At 71.6% G+C, this 12,547-nt stretch carries 12 protein-coding genes; 9 read left to right on the forward strand and 3 right to left on the reverse strand.

The features are described 5' to 3' along the window. The first annotated feature begins 24 nt into the window (after window positions 1-24). Window positions 25-621, forward strand: a complete 597-nt coding sequence (locus tag BI335_RS02120) for a TetR/AcrR family transcriptional regulator (RefSeq protein ID WP_166646649.1) — start codon at window positions 25-27, stop codon at window positions 619-621. 83 nt (window positions 622-704) lie between these two features. On the opposite strand, the gene BI335_RS02125 is transcribed toward BI335_RS02120, so the two are convergent. Continuing rightward, entirely contained in the window at window positions 705-1,763 is a 1,059-nt protein-coding gene (locus tag BI335_RS02125) for a YeiH family protein (protein WP_094406756.1), read from the reverse strand. A gap of 71 nt (window positions 1,764-1,834) precedes the next feature. Between BI335_RS02125 and BI335_RS02130 the strand changes: the two genes are divergently transcribed. After that, window positions 1,835-2,764 carry a LysR family transcriptional regulator gene (locus tag BI335_RS02130; protein WP_094358152.1) on the forward strand — a complete coding sequence of 310 codons (930 nt, stop codon included), beginning with the start codon at window positions 1,835-1,837 and terminating at the stop codon, window positions 2,762-2,764. Here the strand turns inward: BI335_RS02130 and BI335_RS02135 are convergent. Beyond that, window positions 2,747-3,895: a PucR family transcriptional regulator gene (locus BI335_RS02135; RefSeq protein ID WP_144008494.1), complete on the reverse strand. Its 1,149-nt coding sequence runs from the start codon at window positions 3,893-3,895 to the stop codon at window positions 2,747-2,749. The two genes, BI335_RS02130 and BI335_RS02135, sit on opposite strands and share 18 nt — an antisense overlap. A 136-nt stretch (window positions 3,896-4,031) precedes the next feature. Between BI335_RS02135 and BI335_RS02140 the strand changes: the two genes are divergently transcribed. Further along, the gene (locus BI335_RS02140) at window positions 4,032-5,231 is read left to right on the forward strand and encodes an FAD-dependent monooxygenase (protein ID WP_094406422.1); all 1,200 of its coding nucleotides are present in this window, start codon (window positions 4,032-4,034) and stop codon (window positions 5,229-5,231) included. 105 nt (window positions 5,232-5,336) lie between these two features. Here the strand turns inward: BI335_RS02140 and BI335_RS02145 are convergent, their stop codons facing one another. Next, window positions 5,337-6,428, reverse strand: a complete 1,092-nt coding sequence (locus BI335_RS02145; RefSeq protein ID WP_094399923.1) for an App1 family protein — start codon at window positions 6,426-6,428, stop codon at window positions 5,337-5,339. 86 nt (window positions 6,429-6,514) lie between these two features. On the opposite strand from BI335_RS02145, the gene BI335_RS02150 reads away from it, so the two are divergent. Genes BI335_RS02150 through BI335_RS02165 form a run of 6 tightly spaced genes read left to right on the forward strand, consistent with a single transcriptional unit; the run spans window position 6,515 to window position 12,477 of the window. Then, on the forward strand, window positions 6,515-9,178 hold the full coding sequence (locus tag BI335_RS02150) for a GNAT family N-acetyltransferase (RefSeq protein ID WP_094406421.1): 2,664 nt from the start codon (window positions 6,515-6,517) through the stop codon (window positions 9,176-9,178). A gap of 30 nt (window positions 9,179-9,208) precedes the next feature. Further along, on the forward strand, window positions 9,209-9,586 hold the full coding sequence (locus BI335_RS21735) for a carboxyl transferase domain-containing protein (protein WP_229118095.1): 378 nt from the start codon (window positions 9,209-9,211) through the stop codon (window positions 9,584-9,586). Further along, entirely contained in the window at window positions 9,553-9,726 is a 174-nt protein-coding gene (locus BI335_RS21740; RefSeq protein WP_229118094.1) for a hypothetical protein, read from the forward strand. Before BI335_RS21735 ends, BI335_RS21740 begins: the two co-directional genes overlap by 34 nt. 17 nt (window positions 9,727-9,743) lie before the next feature. Further along, on the forward strand, window positions 9,744-10,712 hold the full coding sequence (locus tag BI335_RS21745) for a carboxyl transferase domain-containing protein (RefSeq protein ID WP_229118093.1): 969 nt from the start codon (window positions 9,744-9,746) through the stop codon (window positions 10,710-10,712). A 29-nt stretch (window positions 10,713-10,741) separates the two neighbouring features. Then, complete coding sequence (locus BI335_RS02160) at window positions 10,742-11,356, forward strand: DUF5998 family protein (RefSeq protein ID WP_208109082.1); 615 nt, start codon at window positions 10,742-10,744, stop codon at window positions 11,354-11,356. 2 nt (window positions 11,357-11,358) lie between these two features. Next, the gene (locus BI335_RS02165) at window positions 11,359-12,477 is read left to right on the forward strand and encodes an alkaline phosphatase family protein (RefSeq protein ID WP_229118092.1); all 1,119 of its coding nucleotides are present in this window, start codon (window positions 11,359-11,361) and stop codon (window positions 12,475-12,477) included. Window positions 12,478-12,547 lie beyond the last annotated feature (70 nt).

The raw sequence follows: 12,547 nt of genomic DNA on the forward strand, positions 1-12,547 counted from the left end.
GTGCAACCGCTATATTCAACGATGATGAATAAATCGCGGGGCCGCCCCCGGGGCGGTGGCAACAGTGCGGAGGCGATCCGGGCCGCCGCGCATCGGTTGTTCCTGGATCGCGGTTATCGCGGCACCACCCTGCGCGCGGTCGCCACCGAGGCCGGGGTGGATGTGGCGGCGATCGGCTACCACTTCGGTTCCAAGGCGGGCCTGTTCGCGGCCGCGATGGCGCTGCGGATCAGTCCCTCCGGGATCATCCGCGGGGTGCTCGCCGCCGAACCGCGGCAGCTCGGGCCTGCCCTGGTCGCGGCCGCGGTGGACGCCTGGGAGGACCCACGGGCGCAGGCCGGTATCGCGGCGATGATCGGTGCGGCGGTCAGCCAGCCGGAGGTGGCCGCTGCGGTCGCGGCGTATCTGGAGCAGGAGCTGATCACCCCGCTCGTTGAATATCTGCGCGCTCACGGTGCCGGCGAGTCGGCCCGCTCCCGCGCCGTCGGACTGGTCACCCTGGCCGCCGGTGCGCTGGTGACCCGCTATCTGATCGAGGTGCCCTCGGTGGCCGCCCTGGATCGTGATCAACTGGTCCGCGCGCTGGCGGTACCGGCGCGGGCCGTGCTCGATGGGCGGTGAGGGGCTCCCACTGATCCCTGGGTGCCAATGTGCCCGTCCGGGCGGCGACAACCGGCCATAGTGGCTGACAAAGTCGTATCGGGTCAGGCGGGGGAGACGAGCAGGACGCCGCCGAGGGCGATACCGGCGACGGTGATCGTGGAGAGGACGCCGAGCAGCAGGGGGCGCGGGCCGACCCGGACGAGTGCCTTCAGGCGTACGCCCAGGCCGAGTGCGAACATCGCGGCGGCCAGCAGTGCGGTCTGGGCCCAGCTGGCCGCGGTCAGCGCCGGTGCCGGTACCAGGCCGGTCGAGGCGAGCAGCATCATCGCGATGAAGCCGAGCACGAACAACGGGACCAGCGGCGGCCTCTTGCCAGCACCGCCGGCATGGCTGAGGCCGGGGTGCCGGCGGACCAGCAGGGCCATCGCGGCCATCACCGGCGCGAGCATCAGCACCCGGGCCAACTTCACCAGCACCGCCTGATCGACCGCACCCGGGCCGAGGGCACCCGCGGCGGCGACCACCTGGGCGACCTCGTGGATCGACCCGCCGGCCCAGAGTGCGGCGCGCGGGTCGCCGAGCTGGAGTGCCGAGGCGCCCAGCGGCACCAGGACGATCATCAGCGAACCGAAGAGCACCACCAGTCCGACCGCGGTGGCGACCTCCTCCTCGTCGGTCTCCATCACCCCGTCCACCGCGGCGACCGCCGCGGCACCGCAGATCGAGAACCCACAGGCGATCAGCAGGGTCTGGGTCAGTGGCAGCCGCAGCAATCGCCCGATCCCCACGGTGGCGAGGATTCCGAGGCCGACGATGGTCACCACGACCAGAATCATCCCGGGGCCGAGGCCCGCCACCTGGCCGAGCGAGAGTTGCAGGCCGAGCAGCACGATGCCGATCCGCAACAGCTTCTTCGCCGCCACCTGGATCCCCGGCTGCCAGCCGGCGGGCACGGTGATCACGTTGGTGAGCGCCGCGCCCAGCACGATCGCGACCAGCAGCGGGCTGACCACCGGCCAGATCCGGTTGACCAGCACCGCCACCACGGTCGCCGCCGCGCACACCGCGAGCCCCGGCAGATACCGGGCGACCCCGCGGCCGGAACCGGGCACCGGGGCTGTCGGCTGGGTGCTGAGGTCGCGGTCGGCATGCGTGGTCATGCTGCTCAGCCAATCGCCATCGCCGTCGGTCCGGTAGCCGTCGAATCGGCACCAGCCCATATCATCGTGATATGTCCAAGCCGTCCCTGCCCGACCTCGCCGCGGTCGAACTGCTGATCGCGGTGGTCGACCAGGGCAGCCTCGGCGCCGGCGCCAGAGCGGTCGGCATGGCCCAACCGAACGCCAGCCGGATCCTTCGCCGGCTGGAGGCGCGGGCCGGCGTACCCCTGCTGGAAAGGCGCCCCCGCGGCTCGCGGGCCACCCCGGCCGGTCTGGAACTGGCCGCCGAGGGCCGGTTGCTGCTGGCCCGCGTCGACGACTTCAGTCGAACCCTGGCCGGGCTGGTGGATGCCGAGAGCCTCACCGTCGCCGCCAGCCAGACCATCGCCGAGTCATTGGCGGGCGGCTGGCTGGCCGAGCTCTATGCCGACCACCCGGCGATCGAGGTGGGTCTGCAGGTCTGCAACTCCGACCAGGTGACCGCCCGGGTGCTGCGTGGCCAGGTGCGCCTCGGTTTCATCGAATCCGGCCGGGTCGACGACCGACTGCAGTCCAGCATCGTCGCCGCCGACCGGCTGGTCGTGCTGGTCGCCCCCGAACACCCGTGGGCGCAGCGGGAACGCCCCCTGGAGGCCGACGAACTCGCCGCCACCTCGCTCGCGGTCCGCGAATCCGGGTCGGGCACCCGGGAGGTGCTGGAACGCCAGCTCGCCGGGCGGACCGTCGCCCGGCCGGCGATCGAGCTGACCAGCAATGCCGCCCTGCTGGGTGCGGTGGCCGCGGATCTGGCCCCGGCCGTGCTCAGCGAGCTCGCCGCCGCCGCGCCGCTGGCCGCGGGCACCGTGGTCAGCGTGCCGGTCCGTGGGCTGGACCTGACCAGGCGGCTGCACGCCATCTGGGCGACCCGGTTGCAGGGGATCGCGCACGATCTGGTGCGGATCGCCGCGGCAACCGGTACCCCCCATCCGAGACGACGGGCGGACTCACCCGGTGCGCGCTGACAACCCGGCCAACCGGGCCAGCCGCAGACCGGTGTCGAGCTCCCGGCGTACCGCACCGTCGGCGAGGTCGACCTGCAGCACCGAACGCAGCCGGTCCAGCCGGTAGTAGAACGTCGAGCGGTGGATGCTCAGCCGACGGGCCGTGGCGCGGGCATCGCCGCCACGGTCCAGATAGGTCTGCAGGGTCTCCACCAGCACCTCATCCGGGCCGGTGTCCCAGAGCCGGCGTACCGGTGTCGGCAGGTCACCCACCCCGAGCGTCTCCAACGGCAGCATCGCCAGCACGCCGTCGATCCCGGCCGCATCCCAGGTCAGCACCGTCGGGTGCCGATCCGCGCCCAGGTACGCCGCCCGCCAGGCCGCGCGGGCGCGGGCGAAGGAGTGCGGCAGGTCCTCCAGGGCGGGCACCAGGGGACCGATCCCGGCGCGCAGTCCCGGCCCGAGCAGGCGGGCCAGCCGCTCCACCACGACGGGACGGGGGAAGACCAGCACACCCACACCCTCGTGCGCCCCGCCGACCACCGACGCGGTCGACGACCGGGTCACGAAATCGAGGATCAGCGACACCCCGTGGGTGTTCTCCGCACCGTTCAGGGTCGCCGGATCCTGACCGACGGCGACCGCCGCATACTGCGTGGCGGCGCCGAGCAGACCCTCCTCGATCAACGACCGCGCCGCCCGGGTGCGGTGCCGGGCATTCGAACCGAGCAGGTGACCGACCAGCTCCGCGGCACGGGTCCGCCGACTCTCCTGCCGGAAATCGCGGACCAGCAGCTGCCTGCCGAGCTCGGCGGTCGCGGCCCGCAGGCGGTCTCGAACCGCCGGCACCGGGTCGGTGTCGGCGGGTGCCACCATCAGGTATCCCATCGGGCGATCGACATCGGCGACCGACAGGAAGAGCGCCGAGCCGAGCTGGGGAAGCGGGACCGTGGCGTACCCGTCGGACGGGATCGCCGGGCGCGGCCAGTAATCGCTGTGGGCGAGGACGTGGCCCAACCGGATCCGGTCCGCCTCGGTCTCGTGGATCGAATAGCCGACCACGCGCAGTGCGGTGTCCAGCAGCACCAACCGGTGGCCGGACTCCTCCGCGAGATCCTGCAACAGGTCGTCGAGGCTGACATCTCTCGGCACGGCGACCTCCACGCGACGTTCCGACACAGTGTCGGAATGCCCGCCCTCATCTTCCCACAATTCGCCGACGCGGGACAGGCGCGCGGCGTCTAGCGTTCTGGATGACCACAACGGTGTGCGGGAAGGCAGGATCATCATGGCGCGCAGGATCGCGATCATCGGCGGCGGAATCGGTGGGTTGACGCTCGGCATCGACCTCAGGCAGCGCGGTTTCGAGGTCGACATCTACGAATCGACCAGCGAACTGCGAGAGGTCGGTGCGGCCGTCGGCCTGTCGGCCAACTCGCTGCGCTACTACCAGGGCCGGATCGGCATCGGTGACAAGCTGGCCGAGACCTGGGCCGACATCGGCGAACTGATCTTCCGGCACGGCGAGGACGGTTCCGAGATCGCCCGGATCGGACCCGAGGTGCAGTATCAGCAGCGCTACGGATCGCCGTGGGTCGGCATCCACCGCGCCGAGCTGCAGGCCGCACTCGCCGGGGCGTACGGGAACGAGGGGCTGCACCTGAGCCGTCGGCTGACCGGGATCCGCGAGACCGACACCGAGGCGGTGCTCGACTTCGCCGACGGCAGCACCGAGACCGCCGACCTGGTGATCGGGGCCGACGGGGTCCGCTCCACCACCCGCCGGTTGATGCTCGGCTACGACGATGCGCTGTTCTCCGGCTGCAGCGGTACGCGGGGGATCGTCGCGCCGGAGCTGTTGAGCGAACTGCCCGATCCCGAGGCGATCCAGTTCTGGATCGGCCCGCAGGGGCATCTGCTGCACTATCCGATCGGCGGCGGGGCGCACAACTTCCTGCTGGTACGCCGCGACGGCGGCCCCTGGGCGCACCAGCAGTGGGTGACGCCGATCCCCGACGGCAGCCATGTCGCCGACTTCGCGGGCTGGCATCCGGCGGTGCAGCAGATGATCACCGCCGTCCCGGTCACCGAGCGCTGGGCGCTGTTCCACCGGCCGCCGCTCTCGCGCTGGAGCCGGGGCCGGGTGACCCTGATCGGGGACGCCGCCCACGCGATGGTGCCGCACCACGGCCAGGGCGCCAACCAGTCGATCGAGGACGCGATCGTGCTCTCGGACCAGCTGGTCGCCAATGCTGACTGGGATGCCGCGCGGGCCGAGTACGAACGGCTGCGGCGCGGGCGTACCCGGCGGGTGCAGGTCGCCTCGATCACCACCGCCGATGTGCTGCACCTGCCGCCCGGCCCGCGGGCCGACGAACGGGATGCCCGGCTCGGTGCGGCGGAGGCCTTCGATCGGCACCTGGCCTGGATCCACAGCTACCAGGCCGAGCAGGAGCCGGCCGAGACCTCGGGTGGCACCTGGCTCTGAGGCGTACACCCACCCGGCGATCCATCGATCCTTACGTGCACCCGTGGCGTGCTCGAGCGCTCGACGGGTGCACGGTCAGTTCGATGGATGGCGAGGGGCCGGCACTCAGCGAGGGTTGGCGTTCGCGCGGGCGGCGCGGGTGTCGAGCTGGCCCTCGATGGCCTGCTGCAGCAGGGGTTGCAGCTCGTAACCGTCCTCGGCGCGGACCTCCGGCACCTCGGCGTCGGCGTCATCGAGCTCGTCGGCCGAGATCGGCGCCAGGGTGCCGTGCGCGAGCACCTGCTCACCCGGGGTCAGCTGGCGGATCGCGACGACGTTGACCCGGTCGGGGTGCGCCTCGGCGAACTCGCCGTAGATCGACGGGTCGTGCTGGCCGTCGTCACCGATCAGGATCCACTGGATCTTCGGGAAGTCGATCGCCAGATCCCGCAGCGCCATCCGCTTGTGCTCCTGCCCGGAGCGGAACCAGCCGCTGTTGGTCGGGCCCCAGTCGGTGAGCAGCAGCGGCCCGATCGGGAACCGGTGGTGCTTGAGGAAGCGGATCAGCGTCGGCGCGGTGTTCCAGGCGCCGGTGGAGACGTAGATGATCGGCGCCTGCGGATGCTCGGCCATCAGCGAGCGGTACATCTCGCTCATCCCGGCCACCGCCTGTCGCGCCGACTCGTGCACCACGAAGGTGTTCCAGGCCGCCAGCAGCGGACGCGGCAGCGAGGTCGAGATCACCGTGTCGTCGATGTCACTGACCAGGCCCCAGGTCTGCTCCGGGTCGACGACCATGATCGGTGCCTCCACCGGCTCCGAATCGCCACACTGCAGGCGGATCTCATGCCAGCCGGGCTGCAGGCCGCGGACCGGCAACCGGGAATCCACATAGCCGTTGCGGTCGGTGGCGACCTGGTAGGTGTGGCCGTCGATGGTCGCATTCACCCGGTGGTTGACCGCCGGGGCGGTGAAGAAGTTCCGCCAGCCGCGCCGCTGCAGCAGGGTGTCGGCCAGGTCGGGGATGATCCGGTGCTCGTCGTCGCTGCCGTCCATCGGCGGGGTGAAGACCACCCGGGCCAGCACCCGGATGAACTTCGATGATCCATAACCGGTGTAGGCGATCACGCGTTCGTTCCAACCACGCGAGCGCACCACGTCACCCAGCTTGGTGTTCAGCCGGTCCTCGAGCCGAGCAGCGAAGAAGGGGCGTGCCATGCGGGAGACCCTATCGAGCGGGGTCACCGCCCCCGCCACCACCCGCCACCCGCCGTCACCCGACACCCGCTCAGTAGGCTGGGGTCGTGAACGCACGCGAGGAAGCCGGCACCGACGAGTCCGGTACCGGCTACCCGGCGGAGTGGGAGGCCGACGTGCTGCTGTCCGACGGCAGCACCGCGCACCTGCGCCCGATCCGTGCCGAGGACGAGCAGCTGCTCATCGACTTCTATGCCCGGGTCTCGCCCGAGTCGAAATATCTGCGCTTCTTCGCCCCCTACCCGGTGCTCTCGGCCAAGGACGTGGTCCGCTTCACCCACGTCGACTACCGCGACCGGGTCGCGCTGATCCTCACCGTCGGGGAGCGGATGGTGGCGGTCGGGCGCTACGACCGGTTGAACGCCTCCGATGCCGAGGTCGCCTTCCTGGTCGAGGATTCGGTGCAGGGCAAGGGGGTCGGCCAGCTGCTGCTGGAACACCTGGCCGAGGCCGCCCGCGAGCGCGGCCTGTCCCGGTTCGTGGCCGAGGTGCTGCCGCAGAACCGGCGGATGGTGCAGGTCTTCGCCGACGCCGGTTACACCGTCTCGCGGGAGTTCGAGGACGGGATGATCCTGGTCGAGTTCCCGATCTCACCGACCGAGCAGTCCCGGGAGGTGATGCTGCGCCGCGAGCACCGCGCCGAGGCCACCTCGGTACGCCGGCTGCTGCAGCCGCGGTCGATCGCGGTCGTCGGTCCGGCCCTGCTCGCCCAGCGCGGGGTGGAGACGCTGATCGCCGGCGGTTTCACCGGTGAGGTCTGTGTCCTGGTCACCGACGGCGGTGAGGTCTCCGGCGTACCCGTCGTCGGGGACTGGGGCGACCTGCCCGCCGACCTCGACATCGTCGCCACCCTGCTGCCGCCCGACCAGGTCGGTCGCGCCATCGTCGCCGCCGCGGGCAAGGCGTTCGGGCTCTATCTGATCCATGCCGGCGAATTCGGCGGATCGCAGAACGAATCGCTGGTCACCCTGGCCCGCGCCCACGGCCTGCGCGCCCTCGGCCCGGACGCGCTCGGGGTGATCAACACCGACCCCGCCTTCTCGCTGAACGCCAGCCCCGCGCCGATGCCGCGGGCCGGTGTGGTGAGCATGTTCTGCCAGTCCTCGGCGGTCGGGGTGATCCTGCTGTCCCGGGTGATCGACCAGCACATCGGGATCCTGTCGTTCATCTCCTCCGGCATGTACGCCGATGTGACCAGCAACGACGTGATGCACTACTGGATCGACGACGAGGCGACCAAGGTCTGTGTGCTGTCGCTGGACCGGATCGGCAACCCGCGCAAGTTCACCCGGATCGTGCGCCGGCTGGCGATGACGAAACCGGTGGTGCTCTTCTCCCCGGGCCGCTCGGAGCGGGCCCGCAACCAGGGCGCCGCCTCCAGCCTGCACGATGCGCCGGAGAATGCGATCGATGCGATGTTCCGGCAGTCCGGGGTGATCGTCACCAACCGGCGCGATGCGATGTTCGACATCGCCCAGATCCTTGCCAGGCAACCACTTCCGGCCGGTGAACGGTTGCGGGTGGTGACCAACTCGCGGGCGATGGGCGGCCACATCCAGCGGATGGGGGAGCGCAGCGGGTTGATCTGCGAACCGGTGCTGCTGGCCGGTGACTCGCGCCCGAAGACGTACGCCGAGGTGGCGCGGGTCGCGCTGCGCCAGCCCGAGGTGGACAGTGTGATGGTGGCCCTGGTCGACCCCTTCGACACGGTCGCCACCAAGACACACGCCGCGCTGCTGGAGGTCGCCGCCGAGGCGACCAAGCCGCTGATCGGCGTCTTCGCCGACTTCGTCGAGCTGGAACCGCAGGGTGAATCGCGCGACGAGATGGGCCGGTTGCCGACCTTCAGCAGCTACGCCGACGCGCTGCAGGCATTGTCCGCGGTGACCGCGTACGCCCGCTGGCGCCAGGGCGAGCACGGCGAACTGATCGACCACCCCTCGGACCGGCGGGCCGCGAAGGAGTTGCTCGCCGAGGTGCTCGCCGACAGCCCCGCGGGCCGGGAGCTGACCGGGGAGGAGAGCGCGCGACTGCTGGCGGCGTACGGGATCGAGCTGGTGCCCCGCACCCCGGTCCGCAGCCTCGGCGAGGCGATCGAGGTCGCCGAACGGCTCGGCTGGAATGTGGTGCTGAAGGCGACCGCCGACGGTGTCCGCGGCGGACCGGACCTCGGCACCAGCGTCTTCCGGCACCTGGACAGCGCCGAGGAGATGACCGAGGCCTGGCGCGACCTGGGACAGCTGGTCACCGATCTGGGGCTCGGCGAGGCCGACGCGGAAGCCCAGCTGGCGGCGGCGCCGGTGGTGCAGCAGATGATGCCGCCCGGCGTACCGCTGCAGATCGGCTCGGCCGAGGACGCCTCCTTCGGGCCGATCATCTCGCTGGGGGTGGCCGGGATCGCGTCCGGACTGCTCGGCGACCTGTCCTACCGGGTACCACCGCTGTCCACCACCGATGCGGCGGCGATGGTCCGCGACCTCGGCGCGGCCGAGATCCTCTTCGGTGGCGGGGGTACGCCACCGGCCGACGTCGCCGCGGTCGAGGAGCTGCTGCAACGGGTCGCGCAGCTCGCCGACGACCTGCCGCAGGTGGCGGCCCTGCACCTGGCACCCTGTATCGCCGCCCAGATCGGCGTCGCGGTCCTCGGGGCCCGGATCACCATCGCACCCACCGCCGAGGAGCGTGACGAACTGAGCCGGAGCCTGGGATGACACGGGTTCTGGGATGACACGGGGTCTGGGATGACACGGGGCCGACCGGGGGCCCGCGAGCTGATCGCGGCGGCCGTCGATGCCGACAGCTGGACCAGCTGGGACGAGCCCATTCCCGCGCGCGCCCATGGCACCGATCCGGACTATCTGGCGGCCCTGGACCGGGCCCGGGCGAAGGCCGGCACCGACGAGGCCGTGCTCACCGGACGGGCCCGGATCCAGGGGCACCCGGTGGCACTGGTGGTCAGCGAGTTCGCCTTCCTCGGCGGCTCGGTGGGCCGGGCGACCGGGCAACGGATCACCGCCGCGGTGCGCCGCGCCACCGCCGAAGGACTGCCGCTGATCGCGGCCACCGCGTCCGGTGGCACCCCCGGATGCAGGAGGGCACCCCGGCCTTCGTCACCATGATCGACATCTCCCGGGCGGTGGTCGCGCACAAGGCGGCCGGGCTGCCCTACCTGGTCTACCTGCGCCACCCCACCACCGGCGGCGTGTTCGCCTCCTGGGGATCGCTGGGCCACATCGCGGTGCCGAACCCCGTGCGCTGATCGGACTCCTCGGGCCGGTGGTCTACGAGGCCCTCAACGGCCGACCGTTCCCCCCGGGCGTACAGGTCGCGGAAAACCTGCGGGCGAAGGGAATCATCGATGCGGTGGCGCCGGTCGAGGCGCTGCCGACGCTCGCCGCCCGCGCCCTCACCCTGCTCACCCCCGCCGAGGACCGGACACCCGAGCGACCACCGTGGGCGGCCACCGGGTCCGGACCCCGCCCATCGGGTGTGTCCCGGGCACACACCAATCGGCCCGGCACGTTCGTCCCCGACCCCGATCAGGACGCCTGGCGGGACATCGAGCTGACCCGGCGCCCCGACCGACCCGGCGTACGCGACCTGCTGCGCGTCGTCGCCGACGACGTGATCCCGCTGACCGGTACCCAGGAGGGGGAGGCGGGTGACGCGCTGTTCACCGCCCTGGCCGCCATCGATGGCCGTTCCTGCGTGATCGTCGGGCAGGACCGGCGTACCCAGCTCGCCGATGTCCCGCTCGGCCCGGCCGCCCTGCGCAGCGCGCGCCGCGGAATGCGGATGGCCGATGAGCTGGGCCTGCCGCTGGTCTGTGTCATCGACACCCCCGGTGCCGACCTGTCCGCCGATGCCGAGGAGGGGGCGCTGGCCTCGGAGATCGCCCGCTGCCTGGCGGATCTGGTCGCGCTGCGCGTACCCACCGTCTCGGTCATCCTGGGGGAGGGCTGTGGCGGTGGTGCACTGGCCCTGCTGCCGGCCAGACGGGTGATCGTCGCCGAACACGGTTGGCTCTCCCCGCTGCCGCCCGAGGGGGCCAGCGCGATCCTGTTCGGCGACACCAGCCACGCCCCGCAGCTGGCACGGCAGCAGCGGATCCGTTCGGTGGACCTGCTCGCCGGCGGTACCGCCCACGTGATCGTCCCCGAGCGCCCGGCCGCCCACCTGGACCCGGAGGGGTTCTGTCGCGCGGTCGGCGCCGAGATCGGCCGGCAGATCGGCGTTCAGACCTGAGCCGTCGCGGTTCATGTGAGAATGGCCGAATGGACTTCATGCACGCCAGTGGGGACACGCGGCAGGCGCTGCGCGCGGACCTCGCCTCCTGCGGATACTTTCCCGAACTCGTCGAGGACACCGTCCTGCTGGCGGTCGGGGCGGAGGAGGTCATCGACTTCGTCGTGCACCACGAGCCGACCTTCAACCACGACGAGGTGCGCCGCCACCTCACCGTGCTGGTGCTGACCCCGACCCGGCTCGTCGTCGGGCACACCGACGAACAACCCGCCGACACCCCCGGTGGGGCACCCGCGGCGGCCACCTCCGCGGAATCGATCGGCCTGGCCGCGGTGCACACGGTCGCACTGACCCGGGTGATCACCCAGCCGGAGAAGTACCACCAGGGCGACCCGGCCTACGAGGCCTGGCTCTCGGTGGCCTGGGGTGCGATGCATCGGGTCGAACTGGAGCCCGCCGGGTGCGCCGACCCGACCTGCGAGGCCGACCACGGCTACACCGGCACGATGGTTCCCGACGATCTGGTGGTCCGGATGAGCGTGGCCGCTGACGGTGCCGAGCGGGTCGGCGGGCTGGTCGGCTTCGCCACCACGCTGCAGCAGGCCACCGGCCGCGGTTCGGTCTCCACCCGGATCGGCGGCTGAGGATGGGGGTTGCGCCGCAGCCGATGCTGCGGCCGGCATACGGGCGCGCCTCGTTGTCGGACCTGCTGCCCTCGGTCGGGGCCCAACTCGGCGTCCCCGGTGCGGAGAACGTGCTGCAGTTGCCGGCCTCGGAACGCTGGGTGGTGCTGCTGGTCGACGGCCTGGGGGACCTGCTGCTCGCCGATGCCGCCGCCGAGGCCCCCTATCTGGCCGGTCTCCGCGGCCGGACGCTCACCTGCGGCGTACCCTCCACCACGGTCACCTCGCTGACCAGCCTCGGTACCGGCCTGCCACCCGGCCAGCACGGCATGGCCGGCTACATGTGCCGGGTGCCCGAGACCAATGAGATCCTCAACGCGCTGATCTGGAACTCGGCGGTCAAACCGCGGGACTTCCAGTCCGAGCCGACCGTCTTCGAACGCGCCCGGGCCGCCGGGATCCGCACCTCGAGCGTCTCCCCGGCCCGCTTCGAGGGCTCCGGGCTGACCTCCGCCGCACTCCGCGGGCCAGACTTCCGCGGGATCGACGAGGCCGATGAGGACCAGCGGATCCGCGAGATCATGGCCGCGGCGACCGCCGGCGATCGAACGTTGGTGTACGCCTACGAGCGCGAACTGGACCACACCGGCCACGGCCGGGGCGTGGCCTCGCCGCAGTGGCGGGAGCACCTGCGCCGGATCGATGCGTTCTGCGCCCGGCTGCGCAGCGAACTGCCCAGCGATGTCCGGCTCGTGCTCACCGGCGACCACGGCATGATCGACGTGCCGGGCCGGAACTTCCTGATCGTGGAGGAGGAACCGTCGCTGCTCGCCGGGGTCACCGGGCTGGCCGGGGAGGGCCGGCTGCGGCAGCTCTACACCGACGAGCCGCGGCCCCTCGCAGATCGTTGGGCCGACCGGCTCGGCGACCATGCCTGGGTCCGGACCCGCGACGAGGCGATCGACGAGGGCTGGTTCGGACCGGTCTCGGATCGGGTACGCCGCCGCTTCGGCGATGTGCTGATCGCGATGCGCACCGACTGGGCCGTGATGACCAGGACCCTGCCCCGCGAACTCGACCTGGTCGGCATGCACGGCAGCCTCACCCCGGTCGAGATGACCGTCCCCCTCCTCGTCGACTGACCCACACCCGTGCCCCACACGCGCTTCGAGTAGGTCGCGCAGCGACCGTGTCGACCACGCTCTTCGAGTA

This window comes from Enemella evansiae (genome assembly GCF_002250705.1).
Taxonomy (GTDB): Bacteria; Actinomycetota; Actinomycetes; order Propionibacteriales; family Propionibacteriaceae; genus Enemella; species Enemella evansiae.

Bases quoted from the DNA above. Each gene is read 5' to 3' on its own strand.
- BI335_RS02120 (WP_166646649.1), top strand. From the start codon at position 25: ATGAATAAATCGCGGGGCCGCCCCCGGGGCGGTGGCAACAGTGCGGAG.
- BI335_RS02125 (WP_094406756.1), bottom strand. From the start codon at position 1,763: ATGACCACGCATGCCGACCGCGACCTCAGCACCCAGCCGACAGCCCCG.
- BI335_RS02130 (WP_094358152.1), top strand. From the start codon at position 1,835: ATGTCCAAGCCGTCCCTGCCCGACCTCGCCGCGGTCGAACTGCTGATC.
- BI335_RS02140 (WP_094406422.1), top strand. From the start codon at position 4,032: ATGGCGCGCAGGATCGCGATCATCGGCGGCGGAATCGGTGGGTTGACG.
- BI335_RS02145 (WP_094399923.1), bottom strand. From the start codon at position 6,428: ATGGCACGCCCCTTCTTCGCTGCTCGGCTCGAGGACCGGCTGAACACC.
- BI335_RS21735 (WP_229118095.1), top strand. From the start codon at position 9,209: ATGACACGGGGCCGACCGGGGGCCCGCGAGCTGATCGCGGCGGCCGTC.
- BI335_RS21740 (WP_229118094.1), top strand. From the start codon at position 9,553: ATGCAGGAGGGCACCCCGGCCTTCGTCACCATGATCGACATCTCCCGG.
- BI335_RS02160 (WP_208109082.1), top strand. From the start codon at position 10,742: ATGGACTTCATGCACGCCAGTGGGGACACGCGGCAGGCGCTGCGCGCG.
- BI335_RS02165 (WP_229118092.1), top strand. From the start codon at position 11,359: ATGGGGGTTGCGCCGCAGCCGATGCTGCGGCCGGCATACGGGCGCGCC.